This window comes from Arthrobacter sp. NPDC055585 (assembly GCF_053619115.1).
Map to the genome: position 1 here is coordinate 325,064 of NZ_JBSHIT010000003.1, position 17,730 is coordinate 342,793.

Sequence of the window (17,730 nt, forward strand, 5' to 3'; positions counted from 1 at the left end):
ACTAAGCGTGCTGATTTTCAGCACAAAGAACTTCCGGACGGACACGCCGTCCGGAGTTATGGATCCGACAATCAACGGAGGATTTTCGTGAACGAATACACACTGCCGGAACTGCCGTACGACTACGCAGCCCTCGAACCCCACATCTCGGCACGCATCATGGAACTCCACCATGACAAGCACCACGCCACCTACGTCGCCGGCGCCAACACGGCCCTGGCACAGATGGCCGAAGCCCGTGAAAAGGGCGAGTTCGGCAACATCCCGAAGCTCTCCAAGGACCTCGCGTTCCACCTCGGCGGGCACACGAACCACTCCATCTTCTGGAACAACCTGTCTCCGGAAGGCGGCGACAAGCCCGTAGGCGAGCTGGCGGCAGCTATCGACGATTTCTTCGGATCCTTCGATGCCTTCCGCGGCCAGTTCACCGCTGCAGCCAACTCGCTGCAGGGTTCCGGCTGGGCCATCCTGGCCTACGAGCCCCTCGGCGGAAACCTTGTCATCGAGCAGCTCTACGACCAGCAGGGCAACATTCCCGTTGGCACCATCCCGCTGCTGATGCTGGACATGTGGGAGCACGCCTTCTACCTGGACTACGTCAACGTCAAGGCTGACTACGTCAAGGCCTTCTGGAACATCGTCAACTGGGCCGACGTCGCTGCCCGCTTCGACGCTGCACGTTCCGGCGCAACCGGGCTGATCCTGCCCGCGTAACGCGTCATTTATTGCGCCCAGTACGCCAATAATCAGGTGCCGCCGGTCACATACCGGCGGCACCTGCGCGTAAGATGAAGCAACGGCTCATGCACGCCCTGACCGGCAACCCGTGCGCTGAAGCAGGTCCGGATCGCGCCGCTCCTGCGAAGTCAACTGAAGTGGCCTTTCCCCACTGAGGTCACTGATTCTCGAACGACCCGCTATCAAGGAGAGAACAAAAGTGACTACTCGTGTTGGAATCAATGGATTCGGGCGTATCGGACGCAACTATTTTCGGGCAGCACTCGAGCAGAATGCGGATCTGGACATCGTCGCGGTCAACGACCTGACCAGCCCAGAGGCCCTGGCTCACCTGCTCAAATACGACTCCATCACCGGCCGGATCGGCGAAAGCGTCGAAGTCCAGGACGGCAACCTGGTGGTCGGCGGCAAGACCATCAGGGTCCTGGCCGAGCGTGATCCCTCCCAGCTTCCCTGGAAGGACATGGGCGTGGACATCGTCATCGAGTCCACCGGGTTCTTCACCAAGGCCGACGACGCCCGCAAGCACATCGATGCCGGGGCCAAAAAGGTCCTGATTTCAGCTCCCGGCAAGGGCGCGGACCGCACTATCGTCATGGGCGTCAATGACTCCGAATACAACCCGGAAACAGACAACATCGTCTCCAACGCCTCCTGCACCACCAACTGCCTGGCCCCGCTGGCAAAGGTCATCAATGACGCCTTCGGCATTGAGCGCGGGCTGATGACCACGGTTCACGCCTACACAGCGGACCAGAACCTCCAGGATGGACCGCACCGCGACCTTCGGCGGGCCCGCGCCGCGGCACTGAACATTGTTCCGACCACCACCGGTGCCGCCAAGGCAATCGGCCTGGTCATCCCCGAGCTGGACGGGAAGCTGGACGGCTTCGCCCTCCGTGTCCCGGTACCCACCGGCTCGGTTACGGACCTGACCGTTACCCTGGCCCGCGAGGCGAGCGTCGATGAGATCACGGACGCCTACAAGGCGGCCAGCGAAGGCGGCCTGAACGGCTACCTGCGCTACTCCGACGAACCGATTGTCTCCTCCGACATCGTCACTGATCCGGCCTCCTGCATCTTCGATGCGCCGCTGACCAGGGCCATGGGCAACGAGGTCAAGGTGGTCGGCTGGTACGACAACGAATGGGGCTACTCCTGCCGGCTGGTGGACCTCACCACGCTTGTAGCCTCGAAGCTCTAGGTTCCCCGCCCGCACGGCAAAGAAGCAAAGGTTGACATGACAATTAAGACACTTGACGAACTGATCAGCGACGGCGTTGACAACAGGTACGTTCTGGTCCGCTCCGACCTCAACGTTCCCCTCGACGGGGGACGCGTTACCGACGACGGCCGGATTCGTGCCTCGATCCCCACGCTGCAGCTGCTCGTGGAACACGGCGCCAAGGTAATCGTCATGGCACACCTTGGCCGGCCCAAGGGCCAGCCGGATGAGAAGTACAGCCTGCGCCCGGCCGCTGACCGGCTGGACGAGCTTGCTCCCTTTGCCGTGGAGTTCGCCGAGGATGTTGTGGGAACCAGCGCCCGTGAGCTTGCGGGATCACTGGCTTCGGGCAGTGTCCTGATCCTGCAGAACATCCGGTTCGATCCGCGGGAAACGTCCAAGGACGATGCCCAGCGGATGGAGCTGGCGCGGGAGCTGGCATCCCTCACCGGCAGCGGCGGAGCGTACGTGGACGATGCCTTCGGTGCGGTGCACCGCAAGCACGCGAGCGTCTATGACATCGCCGAAGTCCTGCCCGCCTATGAGGGAAACCTTGTCCGCAGCGAACTCGATGTCCTCTCCCGCCTCACCACGGACCCCGCCAAGCCGTACGTGGTGGTCCTGGGCGGTTCCAAGGTCTCCGACAAGCTGGCCGTGATCGAGAACCTGATGACCCGCGCCGACTACCTTCTGGTGGGCGGCGGGATGGTCTTCACCTTCCTCGCTGCGCAGGGCTACAAGGTGGGAGCCTCCCTCCTGGAGGAAGACCAGATCGACACGGTCAAGGACTACCTCGCCAGGGCCAAGGAAGCGGGCTGTGAGTTTGTGTTGCCCACCGACATCGTGGTGGCAGACAAGTTCGCCGCCGACGCGGAGCACCAGGTGGTGCCGGCGGAGTCCATGGAGGACAGCCGTTTCGGTGCCTCCGGCATCGGCCTGGACATCGGGCCTGCTTCCGGCGCTGCCTTCGCTGACCGCATTCGTTCCGGCAAGACCGTGTTCTGGAACGGCCCCATGGGTGTCTTCGAATTCGACGCTTTCGCCGGCGGCACGCGTGCAGTCGCCGAGGGCCTGAAGGACTGCTCCGGGCTGACCGTGGTTGGCGGCGGTGATTCCGCTGCTGCCGTGCGTAAACTCGGATTCTCCGACAGCGACTTCTCGCACATCTCCACCGGCGGCGGAGCAAGCCTGGAGTACCTCGAAGGCAAGGAACTGCCGGGGATCGCTGTCCTCGGCAAGTAGGCTGCGAACGGGTCCCCCGGAGGCTCTCCGGCGGGCCCGTTCGTCATGTCCGCCCAATCTTTATCCCAACCACAACGAAACCGGAGCAGAGATGACCACCTCGACCAACGGCAAGTACGACCGCACACCGCTGATCGCGGGCAACTGGAAAATGAACATGGACCACGTCCAGGGCATCACGCTGCTGCAGAAGCTGGCCTGGACCCTCAGCGACGCCCGGCATGACTACAGCCGTGTTGAGGTAGTGGTCTTCCCGCCGTTCACGGACCTCCGCAGCACCCAGACGCTTGTCCAGGGCGACAAACTGAAGATCGGCTACGGGGCGCAGGACCTTTCCCCGGAAGATTCCGGTGCCTACACGGGCGACATCTCCGGCCAGTTCCTCGCCAAGCTCGGCTGCAGCTACGTGCTCGTGGGGCACAGTGAGCGCCGCAGTGTTCACGGGGAAACGGACGAGCTGCTGAACGCCAAGCTGAAAGCTGCCTTCCGCCACGGCCTGACTCCGATCCTCTGCGTCGGAGAAGGCCTTGCCGAGCGCCAGGCCGGCGAGCACCTGCTCCACACCCTCCAGCAGGTGCGCAACGACCTTGTGGGCCTCTCCGCGGAGGAAGTCTCCAAGCTTGTCATCGCCTATGAGCCGGTGTGGGCCATCGGTACGGGTGAGGTTGCCGGACCGGACGACGCCCAGGAAATGTGCAGCACCATCCGCACCGAGCTGGCTGATCTGTACGACGACGCCGTTGCCGCGAAGGTGCGCCTGCTCTACGGCGGTTCGGTCAAGGCATCCAATGCTGCCAGCATTCTCAAGGAGCGGGACGTGGACGGCGTGCTGGTGGGCGGGGCGAGTTTGGATGTATCCGAATTTGCTAATATTGTCAGGTTTGAAGAACATCTGGTGACCGACTGACCTGCACAGCGGCAAGGTCTCCAATCTCATGCGTCACCCGTGAAAGGCCGTAAGTGGAAATTCTGAAGATCATCCTGCTTGTCCTGCTGGGGCTGAGCAGCCTGCTGCTGACCCTCCTGATCCTTTTGCACAAGGGGCGCGGCGGCGGCATGTCGGATATGTTCGGCGGCGGCATGAGCACCAGCATGGGTTCCTCCGGCGTGGCTGAGAAGAACCTCAACCGCTTTACCGTGATCCTCGGTATCTCCTGGGGCCTGATCATTGTTGCCCTGGGGCTCATCCAGCGGTTCTCCGGCGAATCGTAGAACCGCCGGCAGGCGCACAAACCAAGATGTAAAAGGAAGGCCCCGGTCACTTGGACCGGGGCCTTCCTTTTGTGCATGTTCGTGAGCCAGTGGAGGGGAGCTAGCTGCCGGCTTCCAGTTCTTCGGCTTCCTGATCCTCGCCTTCGAACAGCTGCTCGGGCAGCTGTGACGCCGCGGCCTGGTCAATCAGCCAGCGGGTCTTGAGCTGGCCCCGCGGTCCTGCGGCAGGTACCTGGACCGGACCTGCGCCTGCAAGGGCCAGACCCACAGCGCCTGCCTTGTCTTCACCTGCCACCGTCAGCCAGACTTCCTCGGCAGTGTTGATCGCTTCCAGGGTCAGCGAGACCCGCTCGGGCGGAAGCTTGGGAGCGTTCCGGACGCCAACCGTGGTCTGGCCGGTAGTGCGGATCCCGGCCATCTCCGGGAACAGCGAGGCCACATGGGCGTCGGGTCCCACGCCGAGCAGCAGCACGTCAAAGCGCGGCAGACGGCTGTCAGGGGCTTCGAATCCCTCCGCCAGCACCTCGGCTTCAGCGGCACCCGCCAGCTCGGCGGCATAGGCATCTGCGGCTTCCTCCACCGTGGCGAAGTCAGCTGTGGAGGGCATCTCGTGAACCCGCGCCGGGTCAGCCTTGAGCGGGCGCAGCAGCGCTTCCTGCGCGCCCAGTGCGTTGCGGTCCGGGGAATCCGGGGCCACGAAGCGCTCATCCCCCCACCAGAAGTTCACCCTGTTCCAGTCCACGGCGGTACGCGCCGGTCCGGCGGCCACGGCGGCCAGGACAGCGGTGCCGGCGCTGCCGCCGGTGAGCACCACGGTGGCTTCCCCGCGCCTGCTTTGTACGTCCACCAGCTTGGTGACCAGGCGGGCCGCGGTGGCCTTGACCAGGGCATCGAAGTCCGGGTGGATGGTCACGCCTTTGGGGGAGTGCCTCATGCGGCGTTCCCTTCCGGGGCCAGGCACGCGGCCAGCCCCTGTGTCAGTACTTCTCCGAATACTTCGTCCGGGTCCAGACGGCGCAGCTCTTCCGCGAGGCACTCATGCAGGTTCCTCAGCGGAAGCGCAATGCGCTGTTCCGGCTGGCCGGGCTGGGTCAGGTAGGCGGTGCTGCCCTCGGGGCGCCGCAGTTCAAGTGCTCCGCCCTCACGCTCAATGCGCACCCGGCGGATTCCTGCCCCGGCAGGATCCTCGATGATCTCCACGGGCACTTTCAGGGCGTGCTTCAGCCACGCCGCCAGCAGGAAGGTGCTGGCCGAATCGGAGGCCCCCTCTACTACAACAGAGGTGATTCCCCCGGCGCCGTACTGCTCCAGCACTGCCGCAAGCTGAATCCGCCAGTGGGTCAGGCGGGTCCAGCTCAGATCGGTGTCGCCGGCTTCATAACTCTCGCTGAGCTCGAGCAGCGCCTGCTTGGGATCGGACTCGTTCGCGGCATCAGTGATGCGGCGGTGCGCAATGCGGCCCAGCGGGGTCTGTGCCGCGGAGTGGGGGAGACCGTGGGGCCACCACACCACAATCGGCGCGTCGGGCAGCAGCAGTGCCGAGACCAGCGACTCGCTTTCAGCGGCAAGTTCCCCGTAGCCGTACAGCAGGATCACGTCGGAGGCACCGGCGTCGCCGCCAACCCGGATCTGGGCGTCAAGGCGCGAGGGTTCCTCCGCTGATCCGGCCGCCAGCACAATCACCCGGCAGGGATGTTCCCGGCTTGCGTCGTTGGCTGCCTCAATAGCCTCCTCGACGTAATCCGGTTCCGTCACGATGACCAGGGTCAGCACCCGGCCCAGGGCGATCACGCCGCCCTTGTCCCGCATCGCGACGATTTTCTTGGACACCTTGGACGTGGTGGTGTCCGGCAGGTCTACTATCACGGCCTTCTCCAGGTCCTTCCGTCGCGGGCAAGCAGTTCATCGGCGGAGGCAGGTCCCCAGCTTCCGGGCGCATAGGGCTCGGGCTGTTCGTCCAGGGACGCCCAGTACTCTTCGAACGGGTCCACGATCTTCCAGGACAGTTCAACTTCCTGGTGCCGGGGGAACAGCGGCGGTTCACCGAGCAGCACATCCAGGATCAGCCGTTCGTAGGCCTCCGGGCTGGACTCGGTGAAGGAGTGCCCGTAGCCGAAGTCCATGGATACGTCCCGCACCTCCATCTGGGTCCCGGGGACCTTGGAACCGAACCGGATGGTGGCTCCTTCGTCCGGCTGGACCCGGATGACCACGGCGTTCTGGCCAAAGTCGTCTTCGGCGTGGTCACGGAAAAGCAGGTTCGGAGCACGCTTGAAGACGACGGCGATTTCCGTGACACGGCGTCCCAGCCGTTTACCGGCGCGCAGGTAGAACGGCACACCGGCCCAGCGCCGGGTGTTGATGTCCAGGCGGACCGCGGCGAACGTTTCGGTCCGGGATTCGGGGTTGAAGCCCTCTTCCTCGAGGAATCCGGTTACTTTTTCCCCGCCCTGCCAGCCGCCGGTGTACTGTCCGCGGGCCGAATGCCGGGACAGGTCCTCGGGCAGCCGGACGGCAGCCAGCACCTTTTCCTTTTCCGCCCGCAGGTGCGCTGCGTCGAAGGAAATCGGCTCTTCCATGGCGGTGAGGGCCAGCAGCTGCAGCAGGTGGTTCTGGATGACGTCGCGGGCAGCCCCAACGCCGTCGTAGTAGCCTGCACGGCCGCCGATTCCGATGTCCTCGGCCATGGTGATCTGAACGTGGTCAACGTAGTTGGCGTTCCAGATCGGTTCGAAGAGCTGGTTGGCGAAGCGCAGCGCCAGGATATTCTGGACGGTTTCCTTGCCCAGGTAATGGTCAATGCGGAAGACCGAGTCGGCGGGAAACACTGACTCGACGACTTCGTTCAGGTCCCGGGCGGACTGCAGGTCGTGGCCGAACGGCTTCTCAATGACCACCCTCCGCCAGCGCCCGCCGGAGGACTCCGCCAGGCCGTGGCTGGAGAGCTGCTGGCAGACCTGTTCAAAGCTCTTCGGCGGGACTGAGAGGTAGAACGCCACGTTCCCGCGGGTGCCGCGCTTCTCATCGAGGTCCTGCAGCGTGCTGCGCAGGGTGTCGAAGGCGGCGTGGTCATCAAATCCGCCCTGGACAAAGCGGATGCCTTCCACCAGCTGGTCCCACACACTCTCACTGAACCTGGTGCGTGAGCCCGCCTGGACGGCTTCCTTGACGTAGTCAACGAAGTCGGCGTCGCTCCATTCCCGGCGGCCGAACCCCACAAGGGCGAAGCTCGGCGGGAGCAGGCCGCGGTTGGCGAGGTCATAGACGGCCGGAATGAGTTTCTTGCGCGCCAGGTCTCCCGTGACGCCGAAAATCACCAGCGAGGACGGCCCCGCGATCCGGCTTAGCCGCCGGTCGCGGGGATCCCTCAGCGGGGATGCCGATCCGTTGTCGTGCTCATTGAACATCAGCTATTTACCACCCAGGTCCGCTACCGCCGCGGCCAGCTGTGCCACCCCGGCTTTCCTTTCCAGCAGGTTCAGCCGCAGGACGGGGCGGCCGTGGTCCGCGAGGACCTGGGCGTCGCCGGCTGCCTGTGCCGCGATCAGTTCACCAAAGGTGAAGGGCCGTCCCGGAATGGGAATGTCCTGCACGGAATTGCCGGTCACCTGAAGGTAAACGCCCTGTGCCGGGCCGCCCTTGTGGAACTGTCCGGTGGAGTGCAGGAACCGGGGTCCCCAGCCAAAAGTGACCGGGCGCCCGGTCTTGCGGGCAAGTTCCGGACGCAGCTGCTCCAGTTCGGACTGTGCTGCCCGGTCCAGGTAGGCCTGGACGCTGAGGTAGCCGTCTTCCCCGAGCTGTCCCAGCAGTGCCTGCAGTGCTTCGCCAAGACTGGTTGCCCCGCCCAGCAGGGAGGAATCGCCGCGGACCTCAATGGACCCGTCAACGAATGACGGCGCTGCCGGCTCGGGCTGCGCGTCCAGCAGGCCGCGCGCTGCCTTCTTGGCTGCTTCGACGTCGGGCTGGTCAAAGGGATTGATGCCCAGCAGGCGTCCGGCTACGGCGGTGGCGTACTCCCAAAGCATCATCTGGGCGCCAAGGCTGCCTGAGACAACCACCTGGTCGCCCTCGGGCATGGCCTCGGAATCCGGCGCCGTGAGCCGTACCACCAGCACATCCGGGGCCCCGCTGAGGACCTCGGGTGCCTGCGGTTCAGCGACGACGGGCAGGATGCCGGTCTGCAGCTTGCCGGTGGATTCAGCGATGAGCTGTTCCGCCCAGTCCGGGAAACCGGCCAGGCCGGACCCCTCGTCCACAATCACGATTTTGTTCCGCAGCGGATTGGTGCCGCCCAGTGCAGCGCCCAGGGCCAGGCCAATGTTGTCTTCAGCGTTGTCGCTCAGGATCTCAGCGGTGTCCTCGGCGGCGTCGAGCAGTGCTTCAACGTCCGCCCCGGCCAAACCGGAGGGAACCAGCCCGAAGGCAGTCAGCGCAGAATAGCGTCCGCCCACATTGGGGTCAGCGTTGAAGACGGCGCGGTAACCGGCTTCCCGGGCCGCTGCGTCCAGCGGCGACCCGGGGTCGGTGACGACGACGATCCGCGAGGCGGCATCGATTCCTGCCTTGGTGAAGGCGTCTTCGAAGGCACGGCGCTGCGAATCCGTTTCCACAGTGGATCCCGACTTGGAGGAGACCACCAGGACGGTGGACGCCAGGTCTTCCGCCAGGGCAGCTGCCACCGAATCAGGATCCGTGGAATCGAGCACCGTGAGGTCCACGCCTGCGGTGCGGGTAATGACTTCCGGGGCCAGCGAGGAGCCGCCCATGCCGGCGAGGACCACGCGGTCCACGCCTTCAGCTGCGAGTTCTTCGCGCAGCGCCCGGATCTGTCCCAGAAGCGGCCGGGAACTTGGCGCGGGGTTCAGCCAGCCGAGGCGGATGGAGGCTTCAGCCTCGGCGTCCGGGCCCCACAGCGTCGGATCCTGGGCGAGGAGCCGGGTGGCTACCTCGTCCCGGACCAGGGCAGGGACCTGTGCCTCCACGGCTTCGCGGGCGGCTCCGGCAGCTTCAAAGGACAGGGTCGTCATGGGTGCTATGCCTTCCGTGCGGTTTCCAGTGCGGCAGTTACGGTTTCCAGCAGTTCGCCCCAGGAGACAACGAACTTGTCCAGGCCTTCGGCCTCCAGGACCTCTACGACGTCGTTGTAGTCGACACCGGCCGCGTCCAGCTCATCGAGCACGGCAGCGGATTCTGCGTAGGTGCCGGTGATCGTGTCGCCGGTGATGACGCCGTGGTCCGCGGTGGCTTCCAGGGTCTTCTCCGGCATGGTGTTGACCGTATGCGGCGCAACCAGACCCGTGACGTAGAGGGTGTCCGGCAGCGCCGGATCCTTCACGCCGGTGGAGGCCCAGAGCGGGCGCTGGGCGTTGGCTCCGGCTGCTGCCAGGACCTGCCAGCGCTCGGAAGCGAAGGACTCCTCGTAGACCTGGTAGGCCAGGCGGGCGTTGGCCAGGCCGGCCTTGCCTTTCAGTGCCTTGGCTTCGTCGGTGCCGATGCCGTCCAGCCGCTTGTCGATTTCAGCGTCCACGCGGGAGACAAAGAAGGAGGCCACGGAGTGGATCTTGGAGAGGTCGTGGCCGTTCTCGCGGGCCTGCTCAATGCCTGCCATAAAGGCGTTGATGACCTCGCGGTAGCGCTGCAGGGAGAAGATCAGGGTCACGTTGACGCTGATGCCTTCAGCCAGTACGGCGGTGATTGCCGGCAGGCCCTCAGCGGTGGCGGGGATCTTGATCAGGACATTGCTGCGGCCAACCTTGTCGAAGAGTTCCTTCGCCTCGTTGATGGTGCCCTGGGTGTCACGGGAGAGGCGGGGATCCACCTCGATTGAAACCCGGCCGTCCACGCCGTTAGTGGCTTCGGCAACGGGAGCGAAGATGTCGCAGGCCTGGATGACGTCGTCTGTGGTGATCTCAAAGACCGCCTTGTCGACGTCGGCCCCGTTGGCGGCAAGCTGGGAAACCTGTGCCGCGTAGGACTCTCCGTTGGCCAGTGCCGCAGCGAAGATGCTGGGGTTGGTAGTGACACCGACGACGTTGCGGGAGGTAATCAGGCCCTTGAGGGAGCCGGAGGTGATGCGCTCACGGGACAGATCGTCGAGCCAGATGGACACGCCGGCTTCGGAAAGCGCTGCGGTGGGTGTGGAAGTCATGGGTTGTGCTCCTTTATCCGTTTACTTCTGGTCGCCGGTCTCGGTGGAGTTCGCGCCGGAAGGTGCTGCAGGGGTGCCCGCAGGGGCTGCGTCCCCGCCATGCACGGCAGCGAGGGAATCCCGCGCGGCCTGGGCTACGGCGTCGGCGGTAATGCCGAACTCATTGAACAGGGTCTTGTAGTCGGCAGATGCGCCGAAGTGCTCCAGGGAGACCATGCGGCCGTCGTCGCCGACGAACTCGCGCCAGCCCTGGGCGATGCCTGCTTCCACCGACACGCGTGCCTTGACCGAACGCGGCAGCACGGACGCACGGTAGTCCTCGTCCTGGCGGTTGAACCACTCGACGCTGGGCATTGAAACCACGCGCGCGGCAATACCTTCGGCTGCAAGCGCTTCGCGGGCCTGCACGGCCAGCTGAACCTCGGAACCGGTGCCGATCAGGATGACGTCAGGGGTTACCGCTTCGCCGTCCCGCACGGCCTCGGCCAGTACGTAGCCGCCACGCGCAGCGCCGTCGGCGGACGCGAAGGACCCGGCGTCTGCTGCGCCGGTGCCCCGCTCCCAGGTAGGAACGTTCTGGCGGGTGAGCACAATGCCGGCCGGGTTCTCGGTGTTCTCGAGGATGGTCCGCCAGGCAACAGCCACTTCGTTGGCGTCTGCGGGACGGACGACGTCGAGTCCAGGGATGGCCCGCAGGGATGCGAGCTGCTCTACCGGCTGATGCGTCGGACCGTCTTCGCCGAGGCCGATCGAGTCGTGCGTCCAAACGTAGATGGACGGGACGCCCATCAGGGCGCCCAGCCGGATGGCCGGCCGCTGGTAGTCGCTGAAGATCAGGAAGGTGCCGGAGAAGGCGCGGGTGTTGCTGGACATCGTGATGCCGTTGACGATCGCAGCTGCGGCGTGTTCGCGGATGCCGAAGTGCAGCACGCGCCCGTAGGGCCCGCCGGACCAGGTGGACGTCTGGCGCCCGGCAGGAACGAAGGACGGTGCGCCTTCAATGGTGGTGTTGTTGGATTCGGCGAGGTCGGCTGAACCGCCCCACAGCTCGGGCAGTACCGGGCCAATGGCGCTGAGGACCTTGCCGGAGGCGGCTCGGGTGGAAACGTCCTTGCCGGTTTCGAAGACGGGCAGGGATTCCTCCCAGCCCTGGGGCAGCTTGCCTTCCTGGATGCGCTCGAGCAGGCGGGCGCCTTCCGGGTTGGTTTCCTGCCAGGCCGTGAAGGAGTCGTTCCACAGCGCGTGTTCCTCAGCGCCGCGGGAACGCACCTCACGTGTGTAGGCAAGGACGTCGGGATCCACGTCGAAGGACTTCTCCGGGTCGAAGCCCAGGGTTTCCTTCAGTGCAGCCACCTCGTCGCGGCCAAGGGCCGAACCGTGGATCTTGCCGGTGTTCTGCTTATTCGGTGCAGGCCAGCCGATGATGGTGCGCAGCGAGATGATGGACGGCCGGTTGGTTTCGGCCTTGGCTGCGGCCAGGGCGTCGTAGAGGCCGTTGACGTCTTCGCGGTATTCGCCGCTCTCAGTCCAGTCCACCCGCTGGGTGTGCCAGCCGTAGGCTTCGTAGCGCTTGAGCACGTCTTCAGTGAACGCGATGTCGGTGTCGTCTTCGATCGAGATGTGGTTCTCGTCGTAGATCACCACAAGGTTGCCCAGCTCCTGGTGGCCGGCCAGGGAGGAGGCCTCCGAGGTCACGCCTTCCTGGAGGTCGCCGTCGGATGCGATGACCCAGATGGTGTGGTCGAACGGGCTGGTGCCGGCCGGTGCATCGGCGTCGAACATGCCGCGCAGGCGGCGCTGTGCGTACGCGAAACCAACTGCGGAGGCAAGGCCCTGGCCCAGCGGGCCGGTGGTGATCTCGACGCCGTCGGTGTGGCGGTATTCGGGGTGTCCAGGGGTCTTTGAACCCCAGGTGCGCAGCGCCTTGAGGTCATCGAGCTCGAGGCCGTAGCCGGAAAGGAAAAGCTGGATGTAGAGCGTCAGCGACGTGTGGCCGGGGGAGAGGATGAAGCGGTCACGGCCAAGCCAGTGCGGGTCAGCCGGATCGTGGCGCATCACCTTCTGGAACAGCAGGTAAGCGGCCGGAGCCAGGCTCATGGCAGTGCCGGGGTGGCCATTTCCAACCTTCTCAACGGCGTCGGCGGCAAGGATACGGACGGTGTCCACTGCCTTGCTGTCCGTCTCGCTCCAGGTCAGGTTCTGCTCTTCCAAATGTGGCACGTTTACCGGGCCCCTCTCTGTACGGATTACCGGCGCTTGCCGCGCCGGATGCGGTGTTCTCACCACTACAACCGGGTTTTGTGCGCAATCGTTACCCGACATGCACAAATTTCCTGCCGGAGCCGTGCAAATGACCTGCCGGCCCTGCAGGAAATGTCCGGTTCAACCTTATCCCGAAGCCCACGTCAATGGGCGTATCGGGTGCCGCAATCTGCGCCTTGTTGAGGCCGCCGGATTCCGGTGCGGGCTCCAATTGCCCGGATCACGGGTCCGTGCTTCGTTTTCTACAGGGGATAGAGGTTATGATGAGCGTGGACTTTTACGGCCCAGACAGGATTCCAGACAGGACTGAGTGATCGTTTCGTGAGTACGCAGCATGCCCCCGCCGAGGTTCCGGTATATGCCGGAAGAATGAGCGTGGGACGTAAGCTCCGGGCCTATGTGGCCCTCACGAAGCCGCGCGTCATTGAGCTTCTGCTGGTCACCACCCTGCCCACCATGTTCTTTGCGCACGGCGGAGTTCCGTCCGTGTGGCTGATGGTTGCCACCATGGTTGGCGGCGCCCTCGCAGCCGCCAGCGCCGGCGTCTTCAACTGCTACATCGACCGGGACATGGACCGCCTGATGCGGCGGACCGAGAAGCGGCCGCTGGTAACCGGCGAGGTAAGCCCCCGCGAAGCACTCGTCTTCGGCTGGGTGCTGGGCATTGTCTCCATTGCACTGCTCTGGTTCGGAGCCAACCCGCTGACCGGCCTGCTTGGCCTCGGTGCGATCCTGCTCTACGTAGTCTTCTACACTCTGATCCTCAAGCGCCGCACCACCCAGAACATTGTCTGGGGCGGACTAGCCGGCTGCATGCCTGTGCTGATCGCCTGGGCCGCCGTAACGAACACCGTCGAGTGGCCCGCCGTCATCCTCTTCACCGTGATTTTCCTGTGGACGCCGCCGCACTACTGGCCGCTGTCCATGAAGTACGGCGAGGACTACCGCAACGCCTCGGTTCCGATGCTCGGCGCGGTTGCCGGCGCGAAGCTGGTCTCCGTTCAGGTTGTCCTGTATGCCTACGCCACAGTGGCCTGCTCCCTGCTGCTGATTCCGGTCGGCGGTGCCGGCTGGGTTTATACCCTGGGCGCTGTGCTGAGCGGCATCTGGTTCCTGGCCGAAACGCACCTGCTGCACTCCCGCGCCCTGCGCGGCGAAGTCACGGACAAGTCAGCGATGAAGGTCTTCCACGGCTCCATCAGCTACCTCACCATCCTCTTTGTTGCCCTGGCCATCGATCCGTTCGTCGGCGGGCCGGTTTTCTAGTTTCCAGGAAGACTGACCGCACTGCGCGGAAGGAACGTTCCCCGAAGGAAGCAGGCCCCCATGTCGAGCAATCATTCAGAGTGGCCAGGGAATTACCCTCCGCCGACCGGCCAGTATCAGCAGGGGCCAGGTGGTTCGCCGCCCCCTCCGCCGTACGGCCAGGCGTACCCCGGCCCGTACCCGAACCAGTACTCCCAGCCTTATCCGCCGCAGCCCGGGTATTTCTCCGGCCCGCCGCAGAAGTCCTTTCTGGCGGCCTGGCTGTTCGCCCTGTTTCTCGGCGTCGTCGGCGTTGACCGCTTTTACCTGGGCAAGATCGGTACGGGCATCCTGAAACTGATCACTTTCGGCGGCTTCGGCATCTGGTATCTGGTTGACCTTATCCTCATGCTCACGGGCAACCAGCGGGACATTCACGGCCGTCCCCTGGCGGGGTACGACCTGTACAAGAAGACCGCCCTTATCATTACCCTCGTCTGGGTGGCTCTGGGTTTCATCATCAATACCCTCACGTCCCCGGGCACCGGGGGAGACGTGAACTTCTCAGACCGCGCAGTCAACGCTGACACTGTTTCCGTGGTTCTTCCGGCTGTGCCGGTGGCGCAGGCATAGCCCAACACCGCTGGGACCGCGCCGCTCCTGCCGGTGCACAGTTTCCCAGCCTCCGTTACCTCTGTGACTGATGTGGTCACACCAGGTGGCATCCGTAACTGAATGTGGGAAGGGCGGTTCTCCGCGGCGCCCAAACGCCGTCGCAGTTGTACCGCGCGCTGCCCAGGCACAGGCTGCAGAGACAGCAGATCCCGCGGAACCGGACGGTTCCGCGGGATCTGCTGTCTCCGGGCCGGTAAGCCGCTGCGCCTACTTCGCTGCAGGAACCGCTGTGGCGTCCTGAGCGTCAGCCGGCGCCTTGCCCGGGACCTTGCCGGACAGCGCGGTGTACACAACATGGGCGGCAGCAGCGGTCAGCAGCGAAGCGCCGAGCATGTGCAGTGCTACCAGCACGATCGGCAGGTGCAGGAAGTGCTGCACGTATCCGATAACTGCCTGCGCCAGCACAATGCCCGTGAACAGCACCAGCGAGGAACGCAGCCGCTTGTCCGCGGTCCGGCGGAAGACGAGATACAGGGCCACGGCTGTGGCGAAAACCAGCAGATAGACCGGAACCACGTGAAGGCGCGTCATCAGGTCCGGGTTCAGTCCGTTGCGGGCCGCACCGTGATCTCCGGCGTGCGGGCCGGAACCGGTGACAATCACACCGAGCACCACAGTGATGGCGGAAAGGATGCCAATCGCCCAGATAACCGGACGCAGGGCGCGGTCCGCCAGCGGCGTATGGGCGGCCCGGACCCCGGCGGGGCTGAGCCAGGCGCGGTTCACCAGAACCACGGCCACGCTGATGATCACCATGGAGACGATGAAGTGCAGGCCGACAACCCACGGATTCAGGCCGGTCCAGACGGTGATGCCGCCGATGAAGGCCTGGGCCGGGATACCGGCAAGCGCGGCGACGGAAAGCCAGAGGAGGTCCGGGCGCGTGCGGCGGGACTTCCACACTGAGGCGAGCATGCCGAAGGCGATGGCCGCGAGCACAAACGTGAGGAGGCGGTTACCGAACTCGATGATGCCGTGGACGCCCATCTCCGGGGTTGTAACCAGCGAATCGGCGGTGCACAGCGGCCACTCCGGGCAGCCGAGGCCGGAGGCCGTCAGCCGCACGGCACCGCCGGTGACCACAATGAGGATGTTGGCCACGAGTGTGGCTACGGCCAGGGAGCGGACCAGTTTGCCGGCGGCAGGTGAGCCGGAGGGCGCGTCCTTCCGGGTCGCAGGTGCAGGTGCGGGGGTGTTGGACACGGGAACTAACTCCATTTGAACCAGCGGACAGCGGCGAGGCTGCCCAGGATTGTCCACGCCAGCAGGATGAGCGTGGCGGAAAGGTTGAACTGCGTATCTATCAGTGCTGATCTCATCACGTCACCGAGCGCGGCCGAAGGCAGCAGCCGGACGAAGGGCTCCATATCGGCAGGAAGGCTGGCAGCGGGAAGAATAATACCGCCCACCCCGGCCAGGAGGATCCAGAGCAGGTTGGTAATCGCCAGGGTCGCCTCCGGCCGGACCGTACCAGCAACGAGCAGGCCCAGCGATGTGAAGGCCACGGCGCCCAGGACCAGCAGCACCAGTGCCAGCGGCAGGCCGGGCAGGGAGGGCCGCCAGCCGATGAGCAGCGCGACGGCGCTGACCAGCACTACCTGGATGGCCAGGACTGAGAGTACGGCAATGACCTTGCCGGCAATCAGGCCGGCGCGGCCCAGGGGAGTGGTGGAGAGGAAACGCAGCACGCCGTAGCGCCGGTCAAAGCCGGTGGCGATGCCCTGCCCGGTAAAGGCGGTGGACAAGGCGCACAGGGCGAGGATGCCGGGTGTAGCGGTGTCGATCCGGGACGTGCCGTAGGCATCCAGTACGGGGGTCACGCTCAGTGCGATGAGTCCCAGAAGTGGAAGCACGACGGCGAGGATCAGCTGCTCGCCGTTGCGCAGCATGGTTTCGGCCTCGTACTTGCCCTGATTCAGGACCCGCACGGACAGGGAAGCCGGGGCGCTCATCGGATCTCCTTTCCGGAGAGTTCGAGGAAAACGTCCTCCAGCGTGCGTGATGCCATATGAATGCTGTCCGGAAGGATGCCTTCCTGGCTCCACCAGCCTGCCAGGAGAGCCAGATCCGCCGGGCTGAATTCGCCGCGGAGCACGTACCGTCCGGGGGAGTCTTCGGTGAAGGCCAGGTGTTCCAGCCCGGGCAGTTCCGGCTTGAGCCCCGGGCGTGCTTCGAAGGAGAGCTCCCTGCCTGATGCGTGCGCGGCGGAGCGGGCCGTCAGTTCGGCCACCGTTCCCCGGGCGACGGTACGTCCGTCGTCAATGATGTAGACGTAGTCAGCCAGGCGCTGCGCGTCGTCGAGCAGGTGGGTGGTCAGGATGATTCCCAGCCCCTCGTCCCGCAGTTCCTGGATCAGCTCAAAAACGATCTGCCGGGACTGCGGATCCAGGCCGGCGCTTGGTTCATCCAGGAAAAGGACTTCGGGATTGCCTACCAGGGCCGCCGCGAGGGCAACACGCTGCCGCTGGCCGCCGGAAAGCCGCCGGATGCCGGTCTTGGCAAATGAGTTGATGCCCAGCCGCTGAACCAGCTCGTCGACGTCGCGCGGGTCCTGGTACATGCTGGCGATGTGCCGCAGGAGCGCAACCGGACGCGCTGCCGGGGGGAGCCCGCCCTCCTGGAGCATCACACCGGCACGGGCGCGCAGCTCTGCTCCGGCACCCCAGGGCGCCTGGCCCAGCAGCCGGACTTCACCGCCGTCGATCGGCTGCAGGCCCTGAGCACACTCAAGGGTGGTCGTCTTTCCGGCACCGTTGGCACCGAGCAGTGCGGTTACCTGGCCCCGCCTGGCGGTGAGGTCAACCCCGGCCAGCACCCGGATCATTTTGCCGTCCAGTCCCGGCACGGGACCGAGGTCCCGGACCAGGCCGGTGATAGTCAGGCAGGGTTCGTCGTTAGGCACCCCCATATTCTACGTTAGGTAGTAGTCCCTTCCTGCCCTCGCGCACCCGCCGCCGCACCCTTGGGAAGCATCGCCTTAGTA

Annotated in this window: 16 protein-coding genes; 7 read left to right on the plus strand and 9 right to left on the minus strand. The window is 65.1% G+C overall.

Features of this window, described 5'->3' with window-relative positions; translation table 11 throughout:
* The first annotated feature begins 87 nt into the window (after positions 1-87).
* The 5 genes from ACWGQ2_RS07740 to secG all read left to right on the plus strand — a co-directional run bounded on the left by ACWGQ2_RS07740 (position 88) and on the right by secG (position 4,417).
* Complete coding sequence (locus ACWGQ2_RS07740; protein WP_452015932.1) at positions 88-714, plus strand: superoxide dismutase; 627 nt, start codon at positions 88-90, stop codon at positions 712-714.
* A gap of 223 nt (positions 715-937) precedes the next feature.
* Positions 938-1,942, plus strand: a complete 1,005-nt coding sequence (gene gap / locus ACWGQ2_RS07745) for a type I glyceraldehyde-3-phosphate dehydrogenase (RefSeq protein WP_452015934.1) — start codon at positions 938-940, stop codon at positions 1,940-1,942.
* A gap of 36 nt (positions 1,943-1,978) precedes the next feature.
* Positions 1,979-3,205 (plus strand): phosphoglycerate kinase, encoded by a 1,227-nt coding sequence (locus tag ACWGQ2_RS07750; protein WP_452015936.1) that lies wholly within the window; start codon positions 1,979-1,981, stop codon positions 3,203-3,205.
* A 91-nt stretch (positions 3,206-3,296) separates the two neighbouring features.
* The gene (tpiA, locus tag ACWGQ2_RS07755; protein WP_452015938.1) at positions 3,297-4,112 is read left to right on the plus strand and encodes a triose-phosphate isomerase; all 816 of its coding nucleotides are present in this window, start codon (positions 3,297-3,299) and stop codon (positions 4,110-4,112) included.
* Between the two features lie 53 nt (positions 4,113-4,165).
* Complete coding sequence (gene secG / locus ACWGQ2_RS07760; protein WP_422399451.1) at positions 4,166-4,417, plus strand: preprotein translocase subunit SecG; 252 nt, start codon at positions 4,166-4,168, stop codon at positions 4,415-4,417.
* Between the two features lie 100 nt (positions 4,418-4,517).
* Here the strand turns inward: secG and pgl are convergent, their stop codons facing one another.
* Genes pgl through tkt form a run of 6 tightly spaced genes read right to left on the minus strand, consistent with a single transcriptional unit; the run spans position 4,518 to position 12,776 of the window.
* A complete protein-coding gene (pgl, locus tag ACWGQ2_RS07765) occupies positions 4,518-5,351 on the minus strand; it encodes a 6-phosphogluconolactonase (protein WP_452015941.1) in 834 nt (277 codons plus the stop codon).
* Positions 5,348-6,283 (minus strand): glucose-6-phosphate dehydrogenase assembly protein OpcA, encoded by a 936-nt coding sequence (locus ACWGQ2_RS07770; protein ID WP_452015943.1) that lies wholly within the window; start codon positions 6,281-6,283, stop codon positions 5,348-5,350. The genes pgl and ACWGQ2_RS07770 overlap by 4 nt, the downstream gene beginning before the upstream one ends.
* Entirely contained in the window at positions 6,280-7,824 is a 1,545-nt protein-coding gene (zwf, locus tag ACWGQ2_RS07775; protein WP_452015945.1) for a glucose-6-phosphate dehydrogenase, read from the minus strand. The genes ACWGQ2_RS07770 and zwf overlap by 4 nt, the downstream gene beginning before the upstream one ends.
* 3 nt (positions 7,825-7,827) lie before the next feature.
* Positions 7,828-9,444 (minus strand): glucose-6-phosphate isomerase, encoded by a 1,617-nt coding sequence (locus ACWGQ2_RS07780; RefSeq protein ID WP_452015947.1) that lies wholly within the window; start codon positions 9,442-9,444, stop codon positions 7,828-7,830.
* Positions 9,445-9,449: 5 nt separating this feature from the next.
* A complete protein-coding gene (gene tal / locus ACWGQ2_RS07785; protein WP_452015949.1) occupies positions 9,450-10,565 on the minus strand; it encodes a transaldolase in 1,116 nt (371 codons plus the stop codon).
* Between the two features lie 21 nt (positions 10,566-10,586).
* Positions 10,587-12,776: a transketolase gene (tkt, locus tag ACWGQ2_RS07790; protein WP_452015951.1), complete on the minus strand. Its 2,190-nt coding sequence runs from the start codon at positions 12,774-12,776 to the stop codon at positions 10,587-10,589.
* A gap of 420 nt (positions 12,777-13,196) precedes the next feature.
* Here tkt and ACWGQ2_RS07795 point away from each other — a divergent pair, with 420 nt between their 5' ends.
* Both ACWGQ2_RS07795 and ACWGQ2_RS07800 read left to right on the plus strand, forming a co-directional pair.
* Positions 13,197-14,093 (plus strand): heme o synthase, encoded by an 897-nt coding sequence (locus tag ACWGQ2_RS07795; RefSeq protein ID WP_452016086.1) that lies wholly within the window; start codon positions 13,197-13,199, stop codon positions 14,091-14,093.
* 60 nt (positions 14,094-14,153) lie between these two features.
* On the plus strand, positions 14,154-14,705 hold the full coding sequence (locus ACWGQ2_RS07800; protein WP_452015953.1) for a TM2 domain-containing protein: 552 nt from the start codon (positions 14,154-14,156) through the stop codon (positions 14,703-14,705).
* Positions 14,706-14,954: 249 nt separating this feature from the next.
* On the opposite strand, the gene ACWGQ2_RS07805 is transcribed toward ACWGQ2_RS07800, so the two are convergent.
* Genes ACWGQ2_RS07805 through ACWGQ2_RS07815 form a run of 3 tightly spaced genes read right to left on the minus strand, consistent with a single transcriptional unit; the run spans position 14,955 to position 17,649 of the window.
* Complete coding sequence (locus ACWGQ2_RS07805; protein ID WP_452015955.1) at positions 14,955-15,950, minus strand: COX15/CtaA family protein; 996 nt, start codon at positions 15,948-15,950, stop codon at positions 14,955-14,957.
* A 5-nt stretch (positions 15,951-15,955) separates the two neighbouring features.
* Complete coding sequence (locus ACWGQ2_RS07810) at positions 15,956-16,699, minus strand: ABC transporter permease (RefSeq protein ID WP_452015957.1); 744 nt, start codon at positions 16,697-16,699, stop codon at positions 15,956-15,958.
* Positions 16,696-17,649 (minus strand): ABC transporter ATP-binding protein, encoded by a 954-nt coding sequence (locus ACWGQ2_RS07815; protein WP_452015959.1) that lies wholly within the window; start codon positions 17,647-17,649, stop codon positions 16,696-16,698. The genes ACWGQ2_RS07810 and ACWGQ2_RS07815 overlap by 4 nt, the downstream gene beginning before the upstream one ends.
* Between the last annotated feature and the right edge of the window lie 81 nt (positions 17,650-17,730).